The sequence below is a fragment of the Arthrobacter sp. P1_H7 genome (assembly GCF_056405215.1).
The window spans coordinates 18,330-42,108 of sequence record NZ_JBFUCO010000013.1; the positions used below are offsets into that span (position 1 = coordinate 18,330).

General features: G+C 68.6%; 16 protein-coding genes and 2 tRNA genes. 9 read left to right on the forward strand and 9 right to left on the reverse strand.

Features of this window, described 5'->3' with window-relative positions; genetic code table 11:
• Positions 1–31: 31 nt before the first annotated feature.
• From AC1DXI_RS14355 to AC1DXI_RS14365, 3 genes are all read right to left on the reverse strand, one after another.
• Positions 32–1,681: a phytoene desaturase family protein gene (locus tag AC1DXI_RS14355; RefSeq protein ID WP_476939202.1), complete on the reverse strand. Its 1,650-nt coding sequence runs from the start codon at positions 1,679–1,681 to the stop codon at positions 32–34.
• A 183-nt stretch (positions 1,682–1,864) separates the two neighbouring features.
• Positions 1,865–1,952: transfer RNA gene (locus AC1DXI_RS14360), tRNA-Ser, on the reverse strand.
• 156 nt (positions 1,953–2,108) lie between these two features.
• The gene (locus tag AC1DXI_RS14365; protein ID WP_476939203.1) at positions 2,109–4,388 is read right to left on the reverse strand and encodes a prolyl oligopeptidase family serine peptidase; all 2,280 of its coding nucleotides are present in this window, start codon (positions 4,386–4,388) and stop codon (positions 2,109–2,111) included.
• 84 nt (positions 4,389–4,472) lie between these two features.
• On the opposite strand from AC1DXI_RS14365, the gene AC1DXI_RS14370 reads away from it, so the two are divergent.
• Positions 4,473–6,656, forward strand: coding sequence for an FAD/NAD(P)-binding protein (locus tag AC1DXI_RS14370; protein WP_476939204.1), 2,184 nt, complete (start codon positions 4,473–4,475; stop codon positions 6,654–6,656).
• 275 nt (positions 6,657–6,931) lie between these two features.
• Here AC1DXI_RS14370 and AC1DXI_RS14375 read toward each other — a convergent pair whose 3' ends face one another.
• From AC1DXI_RS14375 to AC1DXI_RS14385, 3 genes are all read right to left on the reverse strand, one after another.
• Positions 6,932–11,497 (reverse strand): ExeM/NucH family extracellular endonuclease, encoded by a 4,566-nt coding sequence (locus tag AC1DXI_RS14375; RefSeq protein WP_476939205.1) that lies wholly within the window; start codon positions 11,495–11,497, stop codon positions 6,932–6,934.
• A gap of 390 nt (positions 11,498–11,887) precedes the next feature.
• Positions 11,888–12,691 carry a VOC family protein gene (locus tag AC1DXI_RS14380; protein WP_476939206.1) on the reverse strand — a complete coding sequence of 268 codons (804 nt, stop codon included), beginning with the start codon at positions 12,689–12,691 and terminating at the stop codon, positions 11,888–11,890.
• A gap of 124 nt (positions 12,692–12,815) precedes the next feature.
• Positions 12,816–14,060: an MFS transporter gene (locus AC1DXI_RS14385; protein WP_476939207.1), complete on the reverse strand. Its 1,245-nt coding sequence runs from the start codon at positions 14,058–14,060 to the stop codon at positions 12,816–12,818.
• 219 nt (positions 14,061–14,279) lie between these two features.
• Between AC1DXI_RS14385 and AC1DXI_RS14390 the strand changes: the two genes are divergently transcribed.
• The gene (locus AC1DXI_RS14390; RefSeq protein WP_476939208.1) at positions 14,280–15,167 is read left to right on the forward strand and encodes a helix-turn-helix transcriptional regulator; all 888 of its coding nucleotides are present in this window, start codon (positions 14,280–14,282) and stop codon (positions 15,165–15,167) included.
• Positions 15,168–15,267: 100 nt separating this feature from the next.
• Here the strand turns inward: AC1DXI_RS14390 and AC1DXI_RS14395 are convergent.
• Positions 15,268–15,355, reverse strand: a tRNA-Ser gene (locus AC1DXI_RS14395).
• Between the two features lie 163 nt (positions 15,356–15,518).
• Between AC1DXI_RS14395 and AC1DXI_RS14400 the strand changes: the two genes are divergently transcribed.
• From AC1DXI_RS14400 to AC1DXI_RS14430, 7 genes are all read left to right on the forward strand, one after another.
• A complete protein-coding gene (locus AC1DXI_RS14400) occupies positions 15,519–16,502 on the forward strand; it encodes an NAD(P)H-quinone oxidoreductase (protein WP_476939209.1) in 984 nt (327 codons plus the stop codon).
• Between the two features lie 177 nt (positions 16,503–16,679).
• Complete coding sequence (locus AC1DXI_RS14405; protein WP_476939210.1) at positions 16,680–17,216, forward strand: PadR family transcriptional regulator; 537 nt, start codon at positions 16,680–16,682, stop codon at positions 17,214–17,216.
• Between the two features lie 180 nt (positions 17,217–17,396).
• The gene (locus AC1DXI_RS14410) at positions 17,397–19,691 is read left to right on the forward strand and encodes a carbon starvation CstA family protein (RefSeq protein WP_476939237.1); all 2,295 of its coding nucleotides are present in this window, start codon (positions 17,397–17,399) and stop codon (positions 19,689–19,691) included.
• 13 nt (positions 19,692–19,704) lie between these two features.
• The gene (locus AC1DXI_RS14415) at positions 19,705–19,896 is read left to right on the forward strand and encodes a YbdD/YjiX family protein (RefSeq protein WP_476939211.1); all 192 of its coding nucleotides are present in this window, start codon (positions 19,705–19,707) and stop codon (positions 19,894–19,896) included.
• Between the two features lie 159 nt (positions 19,897–20,055).
• A complete protein-coding gene (locus AC1DXI_RS14420; RefSeq protein ID WP_476939212.1) occupies positions 20,056–20,733 on the forward strand; it encodes a bacterial proteasome activator family protein in 678 nt (225 codons plus the stop codon).
• Positions 20,734–20,740: 7 nt separating this feature from the next.
• Positions 20,741–21,208, forward strand: coding sequence for a hypothetical protein (locus AC1DXI_RS14425; protein ID WP_476939213.1), 468 nt, complete (start codon positions 20,741–20,743; stop codon positions 21,206–21,208).
• 163 nt (positions 21,209–21,371) lie between these two features.
• Positions 21,372–22,217, forward strand: a complete 846-nt coding sequence (locus tag AC1DXI_RS14430) for an aldo/keto reductase (RefSeq protein WP_018774231.1) — start codon at positions 21,372–21,374, stop codon at positions 22,215–22,217.
• 183 nt (positions 22,218–22,400) lie between these two features.
• Here the strand turns inward: AC1DXI_RS14430 and AC1DXI_RS14435 are convergent, their stop codons facing one another.
• Positions 22,401–22,640 (reverse strand): hypothetical protein, encoded by a 240-nt coding sequence (locus AC1DXI_RS14435; RefSeq protein ID WP_370118091.1) that lies wholly within the window; start codon positions 22,638–22,640, stop codon positions 22,401–22,403.
• A 36-nt stretch (positions 22,641–22,676) separates the two neighbouring features.
• A complete protein-coding gene (locus AC1DXI_RS14440; RefSeq protein WP_476939214.1) occupies positions 22,677–23,714 on the reverse strand; it encodes a hypothetical protein in 1,038 nt (345 codons plus the stop codon).
• Between the last annotated feature and the right edge of the window lie 65 nt (positions 23,715–23,779).

Here is a 23,779-nt window from a genome sequence, read left to right on the forward strand (position 1 = left end):
CTCCACGGTCCGGTTCACCCATTGCGCAGGTTCACCCATTGCGGAGGGGCGGTTCCGATTCCAGCACGGCCATGGCGGCGTTGTGTCCGCCGATGGCACTGACGGCGCCGCCGCGTCGGGCGCCGGAGCCGCAGAGCAGGATCTGCGGATCGTCCGTCGCCACGCCCCAGCGGCGCGCCGGGGTGTCCAGCGGTTCGCCGTCCTCCACGAACGGCCAGTCGAGGCCGCCGTGGAAGATGTTGCCCCGGGGCATCCCGACCGCGCGTTCAATGTCCAGGGTGGTCTTGGTTTCGATGCAGGGCCGCCCGTCCGGATCCGTCAGGAGCAGATCCTCAATGGGTTCGGCCAGGACGGAGTTCAGGGAGGCCAGGACAGCCGCCTGCAGTTCGGCGCGGCGGTCTTCGTTGTTCTCCGCCGTGACCAGCCGGTCCGGGACGTGCAGGCCAAAGACGGTCAACGTCTGGGCGCCGGCGGCCTGCAGTTCCGGGGACAGGATGCTGGGGTCGGTCAGCGAATGGCAGTAGATTTCGCACGGCAGCGGCGAGGGCACGGCTCCGGCGGCGGCGGCGCTGTAGGCGGCGTCGAGCTGGGACCACGTCTCGTTGATGTGGAACGTCCCGCCGAACGCGGCCTCGGGGCTGACGGATCCGTCCAGGAGCCGGGGGAGGCGTTTGAGCAGGAGGTTGACCTTGACCTGCGCGCCCTCGCGGCGATGATTCGGGTTGGGGCCGGCAGCGGTGCCGGCTGAAGTGACGGCGCCCGCTGAAGTAACGGTGGCCGGCCGGCKGCGCMGCCGGTCGAGGACCACCGGCGCCACATTGGACAACACCCACTGGGCTGAAGACGAGTGGTCCTGCCCGCCGTGGCGGTAGTCCACTGTGCCGCCGGGCCGGACGGCCGTGACGTCCGCGGAGGTCAGGATGGTTGCACCGGCGTCGCGCGCGGCCCGTTCCAGCTCGCCGGAGACCGCGCCCATGCCGCCGACCGGCACGTCCCAGTCCCCCGTCCCGCCGCCGATCAGGTGGTAGAGGAAGCAGATGTTTTGCTGCAGGTCCTCATCGTCGGCCCGGGCGAAGGTCCCGATCAGCGCATCCGTCAGGACCACACCGCGGACCAGATCGCTGCCCAGCTCCCGGCTGATCGCCTGCCCGATGGGATGTTCGATCATGGCTTCCCACGCCGCGTCGGCCCCGGCCCGGGCGGCGAGGGCCCGCGCGTCGGACCGCGCCAGCAGCGGCGCGGTCATGGTGGGCCAGAGAGCCTCCGTGAGCTGCCGGCAGGCGGCGTAGAACGCGGTGAAGGCGCCGAACTCGCCGTCGGGAGCGCCGACGGCGGCGAACGACGCGGCCGTGGCGGCCTCGTCCCCGTTGTCCACCAGCAGGGCCCGGCTGCCGTCCGCAGGGTCCGGGGTGTAGGAGGAATAGCGCCGCCGCGCCAGCGTGATGCGCAGGCCGAGGTCGTCGATGATCTGCCGGGGCAGGAGGCTGACGAGGTACGAATAGCGCGAGAGGCGGGCGTCGACGCCGTCGAACGCATGCGCGGATACGGCGGCGCCGCCGGGGTGTTCCAGCTTTTCCAGGACCAGGACGTCCCGCCCGGCCTTGGCCAGGTACGCGGCTGCGGCCAGGCCGTTGTGGCCGCCACCGACGATGATGGCGTCAAATTCCGTGTTGCTCGACATGGGCCTATCCTGCCATCCGGATCCGCCGGCGGGCGTGAGGCGTCCGGCCACCGGACGGGCTGGGGCACGGGATGCGACGGCTGGGGGCAGACCAGGGCGAACGAACGACGTCGATACGACGTCGATCCGCGCTGATCTGTCCGGGAACGCAAAAGGCCCCGGTCCGAGGACCGGGGCCAAACGCGGAGACGGGGGGATTTGAACCCCCGGTGGAGTTGTGCCCCACACTTCATTAGCAGTGAAGCCCATTCGGCCGCTCTGGCACGTCTCCAATTGCTATTAACTAGCCAACCAAGGATACGCAGAAGGTGCCACGCAGTGCAAAACGGCCTGCCCAGAGCAACGCGGGGTCAGATCCGGCCCATGCGGGGCCTCAGGATGGGCGCGAAGTGACCCCGCGATGCTCATGGCTTTCGGAGGGGCGGGATCAGGCCTCCTGGCCGGCCAGGGCCCGCCACAGGAAATGCTGGCTGCGGCTCTGCAGGGCCGCGGCCTGCCGGTTGTCCGAGGCCCCCGCGTGGCCGCCCTCGAGGGCCTCGTGGAACCAGACATTGGGGATGCCCATGGCCTGCATGCGGGCCGCCATCTTCCGGGCCTGGACCGGCCCCACCCGGTCATCCGAGGTCGCCGTCCAGATAAACGTCTCCGGGTAGTCCACGCCGTCCTTGAGCAGGTGGTACGGGGAGAACGTCTTCAGGAACTCCCACTGTTCCGGCACGTCGGGGTCGCCGTATTCGCCGATCCACGAATAGCCCGCGGACAGCTTCGTGTACCGGCGCATGTCCAGGAGCGGGACCCCGCAGGACACGGCGCCGAACAGCTCCGGGTACTGCGTGAGCATGTTGCCCACCAGCAGCCCGCCGTTGGAGCCGCCCACGCAGCCGAGCCGCTGGCGGGACGTGACGCCGCGGGAGATCAGGTCCTTCGCGACGGCGGCGAAGTCCTCGTATGCACGGTGGCGGTTGCCCTGCAGCGCGGCGCGGTGCCAGTCCGGCCCGTACTCGCCGCCGCCGCGGATGTTCGCCACCACGTAGACGCCGCCGCGGCGGTGCGTGCCCTCGCCCTCGGCGCCGCTGGCCTCCGCGGTACGCCGCTCCAGCCACGCCCGGCCGATCGCGCCGCTGTACGCCGGCGTCCGCGAAATCTCGAAGCCGCCGTAGCCGGAAAGCTGGGTCGGGTTCTGGCCGTCCAGCACCAGGTCCTTGGCGGCCACCTGGAAGTACGGAATCTTCGTGCCGTCGCTGGAGGCGGCGAAGTGCTGCTCGACTTCGTAGCCGGCCTCGTTGAAGAACGACGGCGAGGTCCGGATCACCTCGTGCGTGCTGGTTACCGATCCGCCGTCGCGGGTGAGCGTCCCGCGGGTCAGGGTGGTCGGCGTCGTGAAGCCGGTGGCCACCAGCCAGAAGTCGTTCCCGGCGCCCGCCGCTTCGCCCTCGGCGACCGAGGCGGAGCCGCCGGTACCGTCGTCGTCCGTGCCCTCGGCGTCATCCTCATCATCCACCGCGAAAGCATTGACGTCGTGCAGGGGCGGGCAGGCGTCCAGCACGGTGGCCGCCCACGCGGCGTCCGTGCCCGGGCGCCGCGGATCCAGGACGTGGATCTCCGAGGACACGTCCCGGAGCAGGTTCAGCAGCAGGAAGTCCCGCGTCCAGCTCCAGGACTGCAGGGAGGTGTGCGGATCGGGCGTGAAGAGCACGGCGAGGTCCCGGGAGCCGGCGAGGAAGTCCTCGAACCCGGCCGCGAGCAGGGAGCCCGCCGGGTGGGTGGTGCCGTTGACGGTCCAGTCACGCTGCGGGCGGAACAGCAGCCATTCGCGGTGCGAGCTCAGGTTCACGTCTGCCGGCACGTCGATCTGCACCCACGCACCATCGCGCAGCACCGAGGTGTTCTTCTCGAAAAAACTGATCCAGTCGACGGCAAACGTGCGTTCGAAGCCCGGAGTGGAGTCGTGGGCCACGATCGCCATCATGTGGTCCTCGGGAATGTCGAAGATCTGCTCAGCCTCCGCCAGGAAGCCGCCGCGGCGCAGCTTTACCCCGGTGCGGGCATAGGACGAGGTGGTCCGCGGCAGGTCCTGGGCGGTGGTGGCGACCAGCAGGGTGTCCCCGTCCAGCCAGGACGCGTTGCCCTTGCCGGTCGGGAGGTCGAAGCCGCCGTCGGCCGGGTCCACGAAGCCGCGGGCCTCGACGTCGAACTCCCGGTGGCGGTTCGCGTCCCCGCCGTCGGGGGAGAAGGCCAGCAGCGCCCGCAGGTGGGGTTCACCCGGGGCCGGGCGGAGGAAGTTGGCGCCGTGGAAGACCCAGTCCTGGCCTTCGGCGGCGGCGAGGGCGTCGACATCCAGCAGGACATCCCACTGTGGGGTTCCGGCCCGGTAGCTGTCCCAGCTGGTGCGCCGCCACAGGCCCCTGGGGTTGTCCCGGTCCTTCCAGAAGTTGTAGTACCACTCGCCGTGCTTGCCCACCATGGGGATCCGGTCGGTGGAGTCGAGGACCTCCAGGATCCGGCCTTCGAGGTCGGCGTAGTCGGCATCCTCGAGGAGCTCCTCGGTGCGCGCGTTCTGTTCACGGACCCACGCCAGCTGCTCCTGGCCGTAGATGTCCTCCAGCCAGATGTTCTCGTCGACGGGTTCGGGGGAAGTCCCTCCAGCCGGGAAGGCGCCGGTGGCCTCGCCGGACGCGGACGGGTGGTCAGCTTCTGTGGTGGTCATTTTCCCATCCAAGAACATCGGTGCGGCAGTGGCAAGTCACACGGAGGGCAAGCCGGCGGCCGGGTTGCCGATACGCTGGATGCCGTGGGCATATCTCGAAGCATCCGGACGGCAGTGATAGGCGCCGGTCCCCGGGGCACGAGCGTGCTGGAACGGCTCCTCGCCAACTGGGCCTCCGCCGGCTCCGCGGGCACCCTGCACATCGACGTGGTCGACCCTTATCCGGCGGGCCCGGGGCACGTCTGGCAGCCCGGACAGTCGCGGCTGTACCTGATGAACACGCAGTCCTTCTATCCCACAGTGGTCCCCGAGGACCCCGAACTCGCGCCGCCCCTGGCCGGGCACACGTTCGACCAGTGGCGCGAACGCCAGCAGGCCCACCCGAACCCTTCGCTCACTGACGACGAACGAGCCGAGGTCTCCCGGCTCGGCGAGGCGGACTTCCCCAGCCGGGCCCTTTACGGACGTTACCTGCGGTCCACCCTCGAGGAACTTCTCACCGTGCTGCCGGCCGGCGTCAGCGTGGATTTCCACGCGGCGACGGCGACGTCCGTTCGCCACGCCGCCGCGGGTCCGGCCGCCGCCTCCGTGCTTGCCGCCGCCTCCGGGCCGGCCGGCGCGGAGGAAGCTTCGGTGCGGTTCGACGTCGTGCTCGACGACGGCACCGTGCTTACCGTCGACTCCGTCGTGCTGGCCGTGGGCCACCTCGACGCGCGGTTGAACCCTGAACAGCGGGAGCTGCTTTCCGCGGCGGAAGAACTCGGCCTCCTGTACGTGCCGCCGGCGGCGCCCGCCGACGTCGACTGGTCCCCCGTTCCGGCCGGCAAACCGGTCCTGGTGCGCGGCATGGGCCTGAACTTCTTTGACGTGATGGGACAGCTGACGGAAGGGCGCGGCGGCCGGTTCGTTGCCGACGAGGGCAACGGTGAACTGACGTATCTTCCGTCCGGCCGCGAACCGCTCATCATCGCCGCCTCCCGCCGCGGCACCCCCTACCGGGCGAAGGCAACACTCACCGGCTACTACCCCGGAACGGTCCAGCTGCGCTACTGCACCGAGGACGCGATCGCGAAGTTCGCCGGCTCCGGAATCCGGCCCTCCTTCGACTACGACCTCTGGCCGCTCCTGCACCGGGACGCGGTCTGGGCCTACTACTCAACGCTCGCGCGCTCGCAGCCCGATGCCATCCTGACCGACCCGGCCGAGTTCCTGCGCGCCCTGGACGAGTCCTTGCGGCCGCACGCGCATTCGACCGCCAAGTGGGAGCACACCACGGCATCGGTGATTGCCGTCCATGTCCGGGCCGCCCACCACCTGGACCTGCTCGGCCTCGCGGCGCCCCTGGCCGGGCGCTCGTTCGACTCCAGAGCCGAACTGGACGCCGCCGTCGTCGACTACCTGCTCGACGACGCCCGGCGCTCGGCCCTTGGCGAGGACGACCCCGTGAAAATGGCGATCGGTGCGCTGCACCACGGCCGGGCAGTGCTCAAGACCGCCGTGGCCGATAGCGGCATCACGGACGAATCCTGGGTCGCGGGCCTCCGGGGCTGGTTCGAATCATTCGTGGAAGGCCTGGCGAGCGGGCCGCCGGCGCTGCGCTCCGCGCAGCTCGCGGCACTGGCACGGGCGGGAATCGTGCGTTTCGTGGGCCCGGACCCCAAATTCGGCGTGAATCGCCGGGCCCGGACATTCACCGCGGCGTCGCCGTGGGTGGGCGGCGGAACGGATGAAAGCGCCGACGGCGGGGCCGAAGGTGCCGCAATGGAGCCTGCCGGCGTCGGTGGTGCCGCCGCGGGCGGTGCTGGGGTCCGCGGTTTTGTGGGCAGTGCCGGCGTGATCGGTGCCGCTTCGGGGACGGCGAATGCGGGTGCGGTGAGGGCGCGGATGGAGAACGCAGTGGCGGGCGCCGTGTCCGCGGCAGCGATGATCGAGGCGCTGGCCCCGGCTAACCGCGTGGCCGTCAACTCCTCGCCCCTGTTGGAACAGTTGCTCGCCGAGGGGCTGGTGCGGCCGCGCCTCATGATGACCGTGGAGGGGACCCCGGTGCAGACCACCGGGCTGGACGTCGTCCCGCATCCTTACCGCCCGCTGGGTGCCAACGGGTCCGTGACACCAGGGCTTTACGTGCTCGGGCTCCAGCTCTCCGCCACGCAATGGGGCACGGCCATCGCCGCCGAGGCCCGGCCGAAGACCGGCCCGGTCTACCGCAGCGGCCAGCGCACACTGCGCGACGCCGACGAGATCGCCCGCGACATCCTGGACCACTAGTCCGCCCCGCCCGCCGCGCAGGAATGGGCATGCCCTCCGCTCGCCCGACCCTCAAGAAYGGACATGCCCTCCCGTGGGGCCGGGCCGTGGACACTTGGTGCTTATGTCCAGTGCTGCGGGCCAGGRRTGGGCATGCCCTCCGCTCGCCCGACCCTCARGAACGGACATGCCCTCCCGTGGGGCCGGGCYGTGGACACTTGGTGCTTATGTCCAGTGCTGCGGGCCAGGGGAGGGCATGTGCCGTGGTGCGGGACCAGGAAGTCCGGGCTAAGGCATCAGCCCTGGAGGCACTTCCGGTAGGCGGCCATGGCTGTCCCGTAGTTCACCTGGCCCACGACATCCCCGGGCCTGGTCGGCTTGACCGGCGGCGTGCACTTCGGCGGGATGGGGACGCTGGCAGCGACCTTCACCGCCGTTTTCACCACCGTGCCGGATTCGACGGCGGTGAGCACTAGGGTGCCCGTGCCGGCGGCGGCGCCGGCGGGGACCGACACGTTCACCGTGGCGGCGCCGGCGGTCACCGGTACCGTGCCCAGGGCCGTCACGGTGCCGGCCGCGTCCGTGAATTCGGCCCGCAGCGAGGCATTCACCGGGCTGCCCAGCGAGGTGAGATCCAGCTTCGAAACCGCCAGGGTGACGGGTTCGCCGCCCTTGACCTCGGCCGCCGTCGTGTTCACGACGGCCACGGAGCGGCGGGCGAAGTCCGGCGAAACGGGGTTGTGAGTCTGCAGGTACTTGATCCACGCGTCGCGGTCCACGAGCCCGGAGTCCTTAGTGCCGGCGCCTTCCTTGAAGATGCGGAAGTTGTCGCCGCCGGTGGCCAGGAAGTTGAACGTCCCGATCCGGTAGGACTTCGCCGGGTCGATCAGTGCACCATTGACCCGGATCGAGGTGATCCGGTCACCGGCGGCACGGGCGGCGTCGTAGGTGTAGTTCACGTTCTTGGACAGGCCCAGCTGCTGGTACGCGCGGCTGGGAACCGTGCCGTCCGGGTTGGTCTGCCACTGCTGCTCCAGCAGGGTCTTGAACTGCGCGCCCGTGAGGGACGTGGTCCACAGATTGTTCACGAACGGCAGCACCGCGTTGGCCTCGGCGTACGTGATGTTGCCGTCGGGTGCGTAGTACAGCTCGTTGCGCAGACCGCCCGGGTTGACGACGCCGATTTCGGCGGCGCCGAGGTCCGGCGCCTTCAGCGCATCCACCAGGGAGTCCGCCACCAGGTTGCCGAGGGTGGACTCGCTGGCCCGGTCATCGCGCACGGCCGGGGAACCGGCGAACGCCGTCGTGATATCCGCGGTGACCTTGCCGACCGGCTGGTTGCCGACCACGGCGGCGTCGGCCAGAGCCTTGTCCACGATGGCCTTGACGGCCGCGACCCGCGGGTAGGCGGCCACGAGATCGGCCGCGGGCTGCGCGGCACTCGTGGTGCGCTGGACGTTGGCGGCCTTGTACCCGGTCACAGCCATGGTCTTGGTGTCGATGGTCAGCTGAATCTGGCCGATGAACTCGCCGTAGTTCCCGGTCTGGACGATCGGGCGGGTCTTGCCCGTGGGCTGGCCCGCCGCGTCCAGGACGGGGGCGTCCCAGGCGTACTGCTTGTGGGTGTGGCCATTGAAGATCGCCGCCACATCCGGGGTGACCTTCTGGACCATCTTGGCGAAGGGGCCGCCGGCGGCAATTTCCTGCTCCAAAGTGGCGCCCTCGGGTGCGCCTGACCCGGCGCCGTCGTGGTTCTCCACGATGATGACGTCGGCAAGCTTGTCCGCCTTGATCTTCGCCGCGACCCGGTTGATCGCGTCAACGGGGTCACCGAACTCAAGGTCCGCGATGCCCGACGGCGTGACCAGGGACGGCACTTCCTGCGTGACCGTGCCGATCACAGCGACTTTGACGCCGTTCATGTCCAGGACCGTGTATTCCGGCAGGACCGGGGTGGTGGTGCCCTTCGCATAGACGTTGGCGCCCAGGTACGGGAACTTGGCGTTGGTCCCGCCGGCGGTGACGCGGTCGCGCAGGTCAGCCCAGCCGCCGTCGAACTCGTGGTTGCCCACCGCGGAGGTGCGCAGCTCCAGCGCGTTCAGCACGTCAATGGTCGGCTGGTCCTTGGCGATGGCCGAGGCGAACAGGGAGGCTCCGATGTTGTCGCCGGCCGAAATGAACGCCGTGGCGCCCGGGGCGGCAGCGGCGCGCAGTTTCTCGATGGTCCCCGCGAAGAACACGGTGTTGGAGTCGATGCGGCCGTGGAAGTCGTTGATGCCCAGGAAGTTCAACTCCACGCTGGCCGGGGTGACGGGCAAGTCCAGCCCCACCACCACAGGATCGTGGTCGCTGGCGCGGAACTGGTCCGGAGCGTAGTAATCGGTGACGTTGTTGTTGTAGCGGCTGTACTCCAGCGCCACGGACTCCACGGAGTTGATGTTCCAGATGTCCGCGCCGGTGACGGCGGCGTTGGCCGCCGGCGAGGCGAGGATGTGGTCCAGCGAGCCCACGAGGCCGCCGAACAGGTAGGAATGCTTGGCGGAACCGTCGGCGTTTGTCGCCTTCTCGTCCTGGTTGACGTACCCGGCGCCCGTGAGGACGTTGATCGGGTCCTCCTTGGCGTAGGAGTTGAAGTCGCCGATCAGGAAGACCTTGTCGGTGCCCTTGGACTTCTGCAGTTCGTCGGAAAACGCCAGCAGGGACTTGGCCTGGGCGGTGCGGGCGAGGTTAGAGGCGCCCTGGCCCTTGTCGGTGTCCTCCGGCGTGGCGGCGGAACCCTTGGACTTGAAGTGGTTGGCGATCGCGATGAATTTCTTGTCATCCGCGGCGCCCACGGGCTTGAAGACCTGGGCCATCGGCTTGCGGGCGCTGGCGAAAGCGACCGTGTCGTTGTGGATGATGGACTCGCCGATTGGTTCGGCGGCGGCCAACTTGTAGATGAACGCGGTGCGGATCATGTCCTCGTCGGCCAGCGGGGGTGCGTTGGCGGGCGTGCGGACGTAGTCCCAGATCCCCGGCGTGGCGATGTTCAGGGCGTCCACCAGTTTGGCGAGTGCGTCGTCCCGGGTCTTGCCGAACTGGGCCGAGTTTTCGACCTCCATCAGGGTGACGACGTCGGCCCCGGACTTGGAGATGGCGGCGACGATCTTGTCCTGCTGCCGCTTGAGGTTCTCGGCGTTCGCGGCGCCGCGGACGTCGCAGCCGCCCTTGACCGTGATGGGGTTGCCGTCCCGGTCCGGGTAGAACGTGCAGCCGGCCACCTGGTCGCCGGTGGTGGGGAAGTAGTTCAGCACGTTGAAGGAGGCGAGCTTGAGGTTGCCGCCCACGGCGGCGGGGGTCTCGGCCCGGGTGGCGCCGAAGCTGGCCGGCTGCACGGTGTCCGCGTTGGCGGCCGTCAGCTGGGTCAGGGGCTGGAACTTCCAGGCGCTGTTCGCGTAGCTGAGCACCACGTTGGTTTTGAACGTCACCGGCGCGCCGACCCGGACGTGATCGGCCGTGGTCAGGTACGGGAGCACCTGGGCCTTGGTGGCGGCGTCCTTGAGGAAGTTCGTGGTGGCGCCGTCGTCGAGCTTGATGCCGCGGGCGGCATTCGCCGCGATCGTGGCGGTGTACTCCGCGGAGCCGAAGGGCGCGACGGCGGTGGGCTGTTCCAGCGCGGTGGTGCCGCCGGCCAGGCCGATCTCGCCGTACTGGTTCAGTGAGAAGTTGTCCGCGACGGTAACCGGGCCCTCCGGCGTCAACAGCATGCCCTCCAGGGATTCGCGGAACGCTTCGTCGGCGGGCAGCGCGAAGCCGGTGGCCTTGACCTCGGGGGCGGCCTCGGTGAGCTTCTTCAGATCGGCCGCCGCGGCAACGGTCAGCTGCGTCATGCCGAAGAATTCACTGACGGCGCCGGTGAGTTCGACGTAGTCGCCGATCCTGACGGAGTCGACCGTGGACGGCGAGTAGACGAACACCGCGTCCGACGCCGCGTGGTTGGCCGGCGTGAGATCGCCGCCAGTGCCGGGGGTCTGGACGTAGTAGCCGGCGAAGCCGCCGGTGGGGAACGTCGCGGTAACGCGCCCGCGCGTGGAGACGGAGGATCCTGCCAGCGGGCTCGCGGTGCCGGTGCCCTGGATTTCGGCGATGGTCTTGCTGGCGGGGGGAGTGCCCGGGTCCACCGGCGGGTCCACGGGCGGGTCCACGGGGCCCGCGGCGCCGTTGGCGGTTTTCGGCGTGATGGCTCCGTTGAGGGTGACGTCAGCGGCGTTGTTGTTGGTGTCCGCGCCGCTGCTGCGGTTCAGGCTCTTGACGTCGGTGTTGCCCGACGGCGCAGCGGCTGCCTGGGCCTCGAAAGTGTTGGAGGTGCCGTAGCCGAGGAGGTCCGCGACGTTGGCCGGTTCGATCACCGAGCCCGTCGGCAGCGGGTTGAGTGCCGCGGCCTGTTTGGCCAGCACGATCGTGCCGCCGCCGCCGGCCGGGTTGAAGCCGGTGGCGGTGGCGTCGGCAGCCGGCAGGTCGGCGCCGGCTGTGCCGTTGCTGCCGCCCTTGAGCAGGTAGTAGCCCTTGGCGGGAATGCTGCCGGCCAGGGCTGCCACCGAACTCGGTGCCCCGGTGCCTGGGGCTGAGCGGTACTGGAGACTCCAGCCCTCCAGCGAGACCGGCGCGTCGGAGCCGTTATAAAGCTCGACGAACTTGTTCTTGAAGGCCGCGCCGGAGCTGCCGCCGCTGAGGTAGGCCTCGTTGATGACCACCGGCGAGGCTCCGGTGGCTGCCGGCGAGGGGTCCGTGGCATTCGCCGGGGCCGCCGCCGCCAGTGGAGCTGCTATCAGCGCCGCCGACAGCGCTGTGCCCAGCGCTGTTTTCCAGGGTGTTTGTTTCATCCGCTCAAGCTCTCATTAGGGTGCCCCGGGTAAAGGGCGGTGCAGTTAAAAGGCAGGGTGCAGTGCGTCCGCAGGGTGCAGCGGACAGTGGCCGGCCGGAACTCCTGGTCAAGTCGTGCCGGGCCCATCCAAACAGGGGTGAATGAACAACGTATGGACTAAACGTGCATTCGGCGGGACGTCCCCCAGCGAGACGCGCCGCAGCCGTCCCGGAGCGGCTCGAAAGCCCCGGGCAATGGTGACTGGTGATGCGGGTGAGCGGTGTCCGGGTGCCTCCACCGGACGCTCCACAGCAGAATACCGGCCAGTAGCCCTTAAGGAAGGGTCTGGCCGGTATTTCCTACAACAATTTTTGTAATTAGGTGGGAAGAGCTTTTGAGTCCTGGCCGATTAAGCGTCCGCGGCGGACTGTTCGCCCTGTCCGGTGTCAGCCACGATCTTGAACATCGCGCCGGTGGGGTCAGTCAGCGTCGCGAGCCTGCCGAACGGGGTGTTATCCGGGCCGTCAATCACCTTGGCGCCGAGGGACACTGCCGTCTCGATGGAGGCATCGGCGTCTTCCACGGCGAAGTAGACCTGCCAGTTGGACGGGACCTCGGCGGGGAGATAGGCCGACGCGTCCATGATCCCGGCCTTGGCCGCCGGACCTGCGCCCAGCGTGGTGTAGCGGAATTCCGGGGTGTCGCTCATGACGTCGGTGTCCCAGCCGAATACGTCCTGGTAGAACTTGACGGCCGCGGCGTAGTCCTTGGTGTGGAGCTCATGCCAGGCCGGCGCTCCGGGCTCGGCCGCCAGCTCATAGCCCTTCATCTCAGCCGGCTGCCATACGCCGACCGACGCGCCCGTGGCATCGGCGATCATGGCCATGCTGCCCTGTTCGGGGACGTCCATGGGCTGCATGTAGACCTGGCCGCCGTGTTCCGTTGCAGCCTTGACGGTGGCGGCGGCGTCCTCCGAGCGCAGGTACGTGGACCACATGTCCGGCCAGGCGGCCTGATCCTCCTGCTTCTGCATCAGGCCGGCGACAGACTTGCCGTCCTTCCAGGCGGTGATGTAGCCGCCGTATTTTGCTTCGTCGCCGGTCTGGTAGGTCCAGCCGAACAGCGCACCGTAGAACGACTTGGCCTTCTCTGCATCTGAAGTCATGAGGTCGATCCAGCACGGTGCGCCGTTGGAGTGCTCGGGTGTGGGCATGGGAGCTCCTGCTCTCTGTGGCGGCCATGGACGTGCGGCCGCCGGACTCTGTGTTTGGTGGAGATTTGTGGTGGAGACACAGAGAGACTATGACGGGGCACCGACAGTTTCAATGCATAGCCAGTCAGAGCCGGCGCGGGAATGCCGAGCGTCGGCCGTGGAGGGTGAGCAGAAGGGCGGTGATGCCGAGGGTGATCATGACGACCGGGAGCACCAGCCCGTCGAATGGCGTCAGGAGGAGCGCGCCGAGAATGCCCGCGCCGAAGATGGCCAGGTTGAAGGCGACCGGCAGGAATGCATTGGCGACGTCGGCGTTGTCGCCTCCGGCGGTGGTGAGTGGTCCCTGGACTTGGGCTGATGCGCCGCCGAAGGTAAGGCCCCATAGCGCGGCGGCGATCAGGATGGCCATTACCGATGCATGTCCGATCAGCAGAATGAGTCCGGAAGCGACAAACACGGTGACGCTGAGGTGAAGGAGGGGCCTCGGGTGGCGGTCCAGCAGCGCGCCGGTGACGACGACCCCGAGGACGGACGCAATGCCGTAGACCAGCAGCACCAGGCTGGGGGAGAGGCCGGTGTCGGTGGCCCGGAGGTAGGGGGCGATGTAGGTGTAGATGGTGCTGTGGGCGAGCATCCAGGCGACGATGACGGCAAGGATGACGGCGACGCCGGGGATTCGGAACACCCTACCCAGCGGGAGCCGTGACGCTCGCGGTTGGCCGTCGGCGTCGGGGACACATCCGAGGATCAGCGCAGCCACGATGACCCCGAGGATGGACAGGGCACCGAACGACCAGCGCCAATCGAAAGCTGTTCCGATCCAGGCGCCGAGCGGGGTGCCGAACGCGAATCCGAGGGGCGCCCCGGTGGACACGATGGCCAAGGACAGCCCTGCGTACCGGGGCGGGCTGATGCGGCGCCCGTAAGCGGCGAGCATTCCCCAGATGATTCCCGAGAACGCGCCCGCAAAGAATCGTGACACGAGTGACAACGTCACATCGGGTGAGACTGCGGTGACCGTAGTGGCAAGCACGAGGCCGGCGATACCGCCAAGCAGCAGCGGCTTTCGTCGCATGCCACGCGTCAGCATGATCGCGGGGATGGTGACGACGACCGTTCCAAGGGCGTACGCGCTGACCAGCAGACCCACCGTACCTTCGCCGGTGTGGAGGCCGGCGGCAATGACAGGAAGCAGGCCGGCGGGCATCGTCTCGGTGGCGACAAGGATAAATCCCATGACGGCCAGGACCACGAGTGCGGTCAGGGGCAGTCTTTGCTGTGCATTGTTTTCTTGGGCGCTGTCCTCTGGTGTGCCGTCGCCTAATGCAGTGGCTTCCTGCGCCGGTGTTCGGGTGGGGGCGGTCGTCATGCGGTTCCTTTCGTGCGTCAGCGTTGGGGTTGGTCAAGCGTGGCTGCGCAGCCACAGGAAGTGGCGCACCGCCCGACGGCGTCGACCGTTCCGCAGGCCGGAAAGCACTGCTCAACCCTCCGGCCAGTCAAGCCCGATTTCCGCGGGCGGGGGAGTCCCCGGTGAGACGTGTACCGGGAGGGAACCCCTTGTTCGGCCGCAGCGATTTACCCTTGATGCATGGATAACCGGGGTGAAGTGCGTGAGTTCCTGATGTCGCGCCGTGCACGACTCACGCCGGCAGACGCGGGCCTTGCGGCAGGCTCGAACCGACGGGTGGCTGGATTGAGGCGCAGCGAGGTTGCGGTCCTCGCCGACGTCAGCGTGGAGTATTACGCCAAGCTGGAGCGCGGTTCCATCGCCGGTGCGTCCTCGTCCGTGCTCGAATCCATCGCCCGTGCCCTCCGGCTTGACGACACCGAGCGTGCGCACTTGTTCGACCTGGCCCGCGCCGCAGACGGCATCCCGGCCCCTGGACGGCCGCGCAGGCGCGCGACCGTCCAGGCCGGGTCGCGTCTGAGCCTGCAGTGGGCGCTGGAAGCGATCACCGAGGGCGTCGCATTCGTCCGCGACCCGTACCAGAACCTGCTCGCGACGAACGCGTTGGGCCGGGCGTTCTACTCTCCGGTGATCGGGGACGGCGGCCGAACCCCGAACCTGGCGCGGTTCCAGTTCCTCGACCCCGCCTCGCGCGATTTCTACCCCGACTGGGACTTGTTCGGTGAGATGTGCGTCGGCATCATGCGCGCTGAAGCCGGCCGCGACCCCCACGACCGCACGATGCAGGACCTGGTCGGCGAACTGTCGACCCGCAGTGAGACGTTTCGGACACTGTGGGGCGCCCATAATGTGCGCACCCACGGGTCCGGCACGAAACGCTTTCACCACCCCGTGGCCGGCGAACTCACGCTGGCCTACGAGGAACTTGCGATCACCGCGGAGCCGGGCCTGGTCCTCATGGTCTACACCGCCGAGCCGGGCTCGCCCTCAGCCGAACGGCTGCACCTCCTCGCCAGCTGGAGTGCAAGCGAAGACGCCACCATCGAACGGCGCCGGGCAACCAGCTGACGGGAGGGCCACGCCGGGCCGGGAGACGAGTAAGGCCGGCCGGAACGATCTTTCGATCGCCCCAGGCCGGCCCCTGTACCGCGCCAACTCGGCGCTCCCGCGGAAGGTAAGAGATTCGAACTCTTGGTACGGGGTCACCGCACACTGGTTTTCAAGACCAGCTCCATCGGCCGCTCGGACAACCTTCCCTAACGAGTAGTCTTTCATAGGCAGTCGGCTGCCACAAAAACCATAAACACGGTGCGCTTGCGGACGTGTGCAGCTCCCCGCCATATTCTGGGGAGTGATGTTGATCGGACCTGGCGATCGCGGCGAACGTGCGCGGAGCCAGTTAGGAATCGGGAGTGCTCCATGAAGGCTGTCTATATCTCAGAGCCCGGCGGACCCGAGGTCCTGGAAGTCCGTGAGGTCCAGGCCCCGGTGGCGGGCCCCGGCGAGGTGCTGATCGACGTCGTGGCCGCGGGCCTTAACCGTGCCGACGTCCAGCAGCGCAGGGGCTTCTACCCGCCGCCCCCGGGCGCCTCCGAGATCCCCGGGTTGGAGGTCTCCGGCCGGATTGCAGGGTTCGGTCCGGGCGTGACCAAGGCGTTTTCCGTGGGGGACAAGGTGGTGGCGCTGCTCGCCGGCGGCGGCTATGCCCAGCAGGTGGCCGTGCCCGCGGGCCAGGTTCTGAGGATCCCCGACGGCGTGGATCTGGTCACGGCGGCATCGTTGCCCGAGGTCGCGGCGACGGTCTATTCCAACCTGATCATGACGGCGCAGCTGCAGCCGGGCGAAACTGTCCTCATCCACGGAGCCACTGGCGGTATCGGCACCTTGGCCATCCAGCTGGCCAAGGCCATGGGCGCCCGGGTTGCCACGACGGCCGGGAACGCGGAAAAGGTCGGCACCGCCAAGGCCTTCCTCGGGGCTGACATCGCCATCAACTACGCGGAGGAGAACTTCCCGGCGAGCCTGCGCGCGCAAAACGGCGGCAAAGGCGCGGACGTCATCCTCGACGTCGTCGGGGCCAAGTACCTCGAGCAGAACATCGATGCGCTCGCCGACTACGGACGCCTCGTGGTGATCGGGCTGCAGGGCGGCGCGAAGGCGGAACTGGACCTTGGCCAGCTGCTGCGGAAGCGGGCCGCCATCATCGCCACCGCGCTGCGTCCCCGCCCGGTCGAGGAAAAGACCGTGATTATGAACGCCGTCCGCGACGCCGTGTGGCCGATGCTGACCGACGGCAGGATCAGGCCCCTCGTGGCCAAGACCTTCCCGCTGGACCAGGCCGCCGCCGCACACGCCTATTTCGATTCCGGCGATCACGTGGGCAAGGTCCTGCTGGTCATGTAGCGGGAAGCCGGATCCGGCTTAAACCGCAGGTCGGGGCCTACTTATTCCGGTCGGAGCATGCAAGGTTTTGCGGCCGGGGCAACAATGACGATAACGTGGGTCCATACGCGGTATACACGCGTCTTGGGGCGCGTGTATGCTGTGTGATTTCGTGACTTCGCGATTCCGGGGGGCGCCATGTCTATCCGTCACAGTCTCCTCGCCCTCCTGCAGGACCGCCCGCGCTATGGCTATCAGCTCAGGACCGAATTCGAGGACCGCACCGGATCCTCCTGGCCGCTGAACATCGGGCAGGTCTACACCACCCTGGACCGGCTGGAACGCGACGGGCTGGTCCGCAAAGACGGCGGCGACGGCGACGGGCACGTCATCTACAGCATCACGACGGCCGGCCGGACTGAAGTCGGCGCCTGGTTCATAGCCCCGGTGTCCCGCGCGAATCCGCCCCGGAATGAGCTGGCCATCAAGCTCGCCCTCGGCCTGACGATTCCCGGGACCGACGTCGGCGCCATCATCCAGGCACAGCGGGCGGTATCCATCCGGGCGCTGCAGGACTACACCAAGTCCCGCCGCGACACGGCCGCGCTCCAGCGCCCGGCCGACACCGCCCGGCTCCTGGTGCTGGACTCCCTCATCTTCCAGACCGAAGCCGAAGTGCGCTGGCTGGACCTCTGCGAGGCCCGCCTCATGCAGCTCAGCAACCTCCAGACGTAGCCCGGCCGACCGCTCGTCGCGCAATCCCCACCGCCGGGCGCAGGACTGCCGCCCGGGCCCGGCCGCATTGGTAGGGTGCGGGGGGCAGTTCTGTACCGGTGGACTGCCCGTTGGGTTTCTCAAGGAGGAGACATGGGCACAATGCCAGATGGCACACAAGGCGACAGCACGCACGGGAGCATGCGAGGCGCCAGCACGCACGGCACCGCACAACTCGACGACGGGGCCGTTCCGGACCCGTCCCTCCCGCCGACGTCGGTGGATGAGTCCGTCCGCGACGCCGCGGACCGCACCTGGACGCCCGCCAAGATCGCGCTGTGGGCGGCCATCGCGCTGCTGGGCGGCGTCGCCTGGTTCATGCTCGCAATCGTCCGCGGCGAGACCGTCAACGCCATCTGGTTTGTTTTCGCGTCGGTCTGCACCTACCTGATCGGCTACCGCTTCTACTCCAAGGTCATTGAGCGTTACCTGACCAAGCCCAATGACCGCCGGGCCACCCCGGCCGAATACAAGGCCGACGGCAAGGACTACGTCCGCACGGACCGCAACGTCCTCTTTGGCCACCACTTCGCCGCCATCGCCGGCGCCGGCCCCCTGGTGGGCCCGGTCATCGCAGCCCAGATGGGCTACCTGCCCGGCACGATCTGGATCATCATCGGCGTCGTCCTTGCCGGCGCCGTCCAGGATTACCTCGTCCTGTTCTTCTCCATGCGCCGCGGCGGCCGTTCCCTGGGCCAGATGGCCCGCGAGGAACTCGGCGTCATCGGCGGCACGGCCGCCCTCGTCGCGACCCTGCTCATTATGGTGATCATCGTCGCCATCCTCGCCCTGGTGGTTGTCAACGCCCTAGGCGAGAGCCCCTGGGGCGTCTTCTCGGTGGGCATGACCATCCCGATCGCCCTCTTCATGGGCGTGTACTTGCGCTTCATCCGGCCGGGCAAGGTCATGGAGGTGTCCCTGATCGGTTTCGTGCTGCTCATGGCCGCCATCATCGGCGGCGGTGCCGTGGCGGGCACCGAATGGGGTGCCGCGTTCTTCCACCTGGACAAGGTCACCATCGCGTGGGGCCTCATCGTCTACGGCTTCATCGCAGCCATCCTGCCCGTGTGGCTGCTCCTGGCCCCTCGCGACTATCTCTCCACGTTCATGAAGATCGGCGTGATCGTGATGCTGGCCCTGGCCATCATCGTGGTCCGCCCCGAAATCACCGTGCCGGCCTTCAGCGAGTTCGCCGGCCGGGACAACGGTCCGGTGTTCTCCGGCGCCCTCTTCCCGTTCCTGTTCGTCACAATCGCCTGCGGCGCACTGTCCGGGTTCCACGCGCTGATCGCCTCCGGCACCACGCCGAAGCTGATCGAGAAGGAGCGCCAGACGCGCCTGATCGGCTACGGCGGCATGCTCATGGAGTCCTTCGTGGCCATCATGGCCCTCGTGGCCGCAATCTCCATTGACCGCGGCATCTACTTCGCCATGAACGCCCCTGTGGCGCTGACCGGCGGGACCGTCGAGACCGCGGCCGCGTGGGTCAACAGCCTGGGCCTGTCCGGCGTCAACATCACGGCCGGTGATCTCGCGCAGACGGCCAAGGACGTGGGGGAGCAAAGCATCGTGTCGCGCTCGGGCGGGGCGCCCACCCTCGCCGTCGGCCTTGCCCACATCATGCAGCAGTTCATCGGCGGCACCGCGATGATGGCTTTCTGGTACCACTTCGCCATCATGTTCGAGGCCCTCTTCATCCTCACGGCCGTCGACGCCGGCACCCGCGTTGCCCGCTTCATGCTCCAGGACTCGATCGGCAACTTCGTTCCGAAGTTCAAGGAGCACTCCTGGCGCCCGGGCGCCTGGCTCTGCACTGCCATCATGGTGGCCGCCTGGGGCGCGGTCCTGCTGATGGGGGTCACCGACCCGCTGGGCGGCATCAACACCCTGTTCCCGCTGTTCGGGATCGCCAACCAGCTGCTCGCGGCCATCGCCCTCTCGGTCTGCCTGGCCATTGCTGCCAAACGCACCGCCCCGAAGTACCTGTGGATTGTGGCGGCGCCGCTGGCGTTCGCCGCCGTCGTGACCATCACGGCGAGCTTCTACAAGATCTTCTCGCCTGTTCCGGCGGTGGGCTACTTCGCCAACAATGCAGCCTTCACCAAGGCGCTGGCGGACGGCAAGACCTCCTTCGGCACTGCCAAGACCCAGGCCGCCATGGAGGCCGTGGTCCGCAACACGATGATCCAGGGATGGCTCTCGATCATCTTCGTGGTGCTGAGCATCATCGTCATCATCACGGCAGTGGTGGCAACCATCAAGGCGCTGCGGAACACGGCCGCGGGGCTGCCCAACGCCGAGCACGAAGACCCCGCCCTGGCCTCCCGTGTCTTCGCCCCGGCAGGGTTTGTCCCCACGGCGGCGGAGCGTGACCTCGTGGCCGAGTGGAACCAGCTCCCGGCCGGCGAACGGCTCGAAAAGTCCGGGCACCACTGATGCGGAGCCGGGCGTGAACGCGGTCCTCGCCGGGTTCCGAGGGATTGCCGGGTACCTCGGCGGGGTGCTGGGCGCCGACGCCTACAAGAAGTACCTGGAGCACCATGAGGCCTCCGGGCACACCAGCCCTCCCCTGACGGAGCGCGAGTTCTGGCGTGAGAAGACCGACCGGCAGGACACCAACCCGCAGGGGCGGTGCTGCTGAACTGTGTTGCTGAGCGGGTGCAGCTGAACTGTGTTGCTGATCAGCTGCCGCTAGGGCCGGGGGAGGGGGCGGTGTTGGGCACGACAGTGTCCGGCGCCGCCCCTTCCGCTTCCGGCGGACGCCGGGTCCGCGCCGCCGGGCACGTGAGAGTATGAAGCCATGAGCGATCAGCACGACACTCAGTCCGGCGCCCAAACTGCGGACGACGTGCCCGTCGAAGGCACGCCTGTGGATGACGCCCTGCCCGGGACGCCCTTGGCCTCACCGGCTGCAGTGCCGTCCGGCCGCGCCGATGGATCCGGTGCCGGGCCCAGGCCGCCCCGGGGGAGCGAACTTCAGGACCTTGTGGACCAACCCGCGAAGGTCATGCGGATTGGCACGATGGTCAAGCAGTTGCTGGACGAGGTGAGGTCCGCGCCGCTGGATGACGCGGCCCGCGTCCGGCTGGCTGAAATCCACGACCGTTCCATCAAGGAACTCGAGGACGGCCTGGCCCCGGAGCTCGTTGAGGAGCTCGAACGGATCAACCTTCCCTTTCCGGAGAACGCCACTCCCTCCGACGCGGAACTGAGGATAGCCCAGGCCCAGCTGGTCGGCTGGCTTGAGGGACTCTTCCACGGCATCCAGACGGCCATCGCGGCGCAGCACGCCGCCAGGGAGCACGCCTACGCCCAGATGCAGCTGCGCCAGCTGCCCCCCGGAACTGTGATCGCGCCGGGCGTCATCATCGGGGAGAACGGCGAACCGGTCCGGGCCGCAGCACCGCGTCGCGGTGCTGATCCCTCGGAGCCGCCCGGACCCGTGGACCCGGACCACGGTCCGGGCCAGTACCTTTAGCGCGACCTTGGGCTTCTTCAGCGCAGCACTGCAGGGCCGCAGGGACGACGCCGAACTTGGCAAAGGCCTCTGGCGGCGCGCCCATGACCGGTTCAACCGCGGACTTGACCGCTACCACCAGGTCCTCGAGGGGGTCCAGGACGAGGCGCTGTACGGCGAACTCGTCGAGATCGCCAACCAGCTCTCCGCGCTCGCGCCCCGGGTGCGGCAGGTCTGCGTGGAGGCCCAGCGACGGTTTCCCAGCAACGGATTGGATATCCCGGGACCGCTGGCGGGGGTCCACCGGGCCCTGTCGACGGCTGGCAATTCGCTGGCTATGACGGCTGAGGCGGCCGCGATGCTCCGGCTCGCCGTGGGGCCGGTCCCGGCGGGTGCCGCGTCGGTGCGCCGGCGCGCCGATTCCGTGCTGGAACAGGTCCACGACGCCGAGCGGCGGCTTGCGGAGGCCGCCGGCAGCGGGCCGACACCGGCCTGAGCCGCTTCGCGACTTAGCCTTCGGCGAAGGCCCGTCCCGGCGTGGCCGGCGTTCGCGATATTCCCTGAATTTCCCGGGTATTCCCGGGTATTCCCGGTTACGCGCCTAGCTTAGCGGCGCCCTGTCGCTGGCCGGAGGGCGCCGAAGTTGGCAGGATACTTATATGACTTTTTCACCGGAACTGACTTTCAATGACGGCAACACTATCCCCCAGCTTGGCTACGGGGTGTGGCAGGTTGAAGATGACGTGGCCGAAAAGGTGGTTGTCCAGGCGTTTGAGGCCGGCTTCCGCCACATCGACACGGCAAAGATCTACGGCAACGAAGCAGGCGTGGGCCGCGCCATTGAGCGTTCCGGCCTTAAGCCCGAGGAAATCTTCATCACCACCAAGCTGTGGAACGCGGATCAGGGCTACGAGTCCACCCTGAAGGCGTTCGAGGAATCCATGGAGCGCCTCGGCCTCGAGACCCTGGACCTGTACCTGATCCACTGGATGCAGCCCAAGCAGGACAAATACGTTGACACCTGGAAGGCCCTCATCGAGCTCCAGAAGCAGGGCCGGGTCAAGACCATTGGTGTCTCCAACTTCACCAAGGAGGGCCTGCAGCGCCTGATCGATGAGACCGGCGTGGTTCCGGCCATCAACCAGGTCGAGCTGCACCCGTTCTTCAGCCAGGCCGACCTGCGCGAATTCAACACGTCCAAGGGCATCCTCACCCAGGCGTGGTCGCCGCTGGGCCAGGGCGGCGAGCTCCTCGAAAGCCCTGTCATTGCCGAGATTGCCGCCAAGCACGGCGCCACCCCGGCCCAGGTTGTCATCGCGTGGCACCTGGCCATCGGCAACGTGGTCATTCCGAAGTCGGTGACCGAGTCCCGGATCCGGGAGAACTACGCGGCCCTGGACGTTAGCCTCGACGAGACCGACATCCAGGCCATCAACGGGCTGGACCGTTCCGCCGAAGACGCCGGCCGGATCGGTCCGGATCCGGCCGTCTCCGACTTCGCCTAAGCAACTCCCGCGACGCCGGCTGCCAGCCGGCGTTTGCACAGGGCCTTCACCCCGCACGGGGTGGAGGCCCTTCGGGCATCCGGACCCCTCCCGCCGTCCGGGACCGTGACCGTGTCCGGCCAACCCCGCGCGCTCGGAGACTGACGGCCCGGACCCAGGCGCCGGTCTGGAAAGACTACCGAGTCAGGCGGCGGCCCGGCGCTCTTTCGCCGGGATTGCATCGACCACGGCCCAGCCGTCTTCGCCCGCAACGCACCGGCTGGCGAAGCGGTCCGCGGCGGCAGCGTCATCGAAGCTCTCGGTGCGGATCCGGCCGCAGTCGGTGTCCAGGTAGGTGACCGCGAAATACAGAACGCCGTCCTGTGCGTCGTTGAAATCCGCCTCTTGGTGGAAACTCTGCTGGAAATTCTGGTTGTTCTCCATGATTCCAGTGTGCAACCGACCCCCGACACTAAGACTTCACTCCTCCGGCGTGTTGCCGAGCCGCAGTACCCGTTCCCGCGCCAGGACTTCCTTGCGGCGCTGCCGGTCGGCGGCCCGTGCCGTCTGCTGCGCCAGGGCCGCTGCCAGCTCGTGACGCTTCCGGGCCGTTTTGAGCCCGGCTTCTGCCGCGTCCAGACGCCGCCTGAGTTCGCGCACCTCATCGGCCAGCAGCGTGGTCTCCGCCGTCGCCTCGGCCAGCTCCGCGGCCGCGCGGCCTGCTTCCTCACCGGCCTCCGCGGCGGCGACTTCGGCCGCCTCCAGACCGGCCCGTGCCCGTTCCACCGCCGACGGCGTGGGCGTCACCCGTGCCGTCCCGACGGCCCGGAGGCGGGGCTGTTCCGTTGGCGGCTTTCCGCCGGCAGTTCCGCCGCCCCGTGCGGTCCGGTGCGCCGGTTCGGTCCCGCGGGCGGCGGGCGCCGGCTGTGTCCCGCGGACGCCGGCCGTTGCCGGCACGGCTCCAGTACCGGGCGCCGCGGCGGCATGGCTCCCCGGGACAGCCACGGCGCCGGTGAGATCAACGACGTCGACCCCGTCCGCCGAGAGTCCCCGGAGCAGACAGCCGCTTTGCACGGCGGCTGCGGCGCCCGGGTCGGCGGTGGCGGCCCGCAGGGTCTGCTCCACTTCCGTCGCGACGGCGGCGCTGATGGCCCGTCCGTGCCGGGCCGCCAGGGCGTGTGCCGCCTTTACCGCGCTGGCGAGGAGCTGGCGCCGCTGCTGGGCGAGGCGCCGGAGGTCCGCTGCATCCAGGGCGTCCTGCGCGGCCTGCATTGAGGTTCCCAGTCCAGCGACCTCCCGCAGGATTTCGGGGCTGTGCGCCGCCAGCATGTTCACCGCCCATGCCGCCACCGACGGCTTGGGCAGGGCACGGACTTCGGCCGCCAAGGCACGCTGCTCGGCCGCGGTGACGCCCACGGAACTGACCTCTTTGGCCGCGGCCGTCCTTGCAGCCACGAACTCCCCGTAGGGCAATGCATAGAGCCGCCCGGCAATGCCCGCTAGTTCCCGCGATCCCATGCAAGAATCATAGGAGCCCGGCCCCGCCACGGGTTGGCGGCCCCGTCATCAGACCCGGTGCCGTC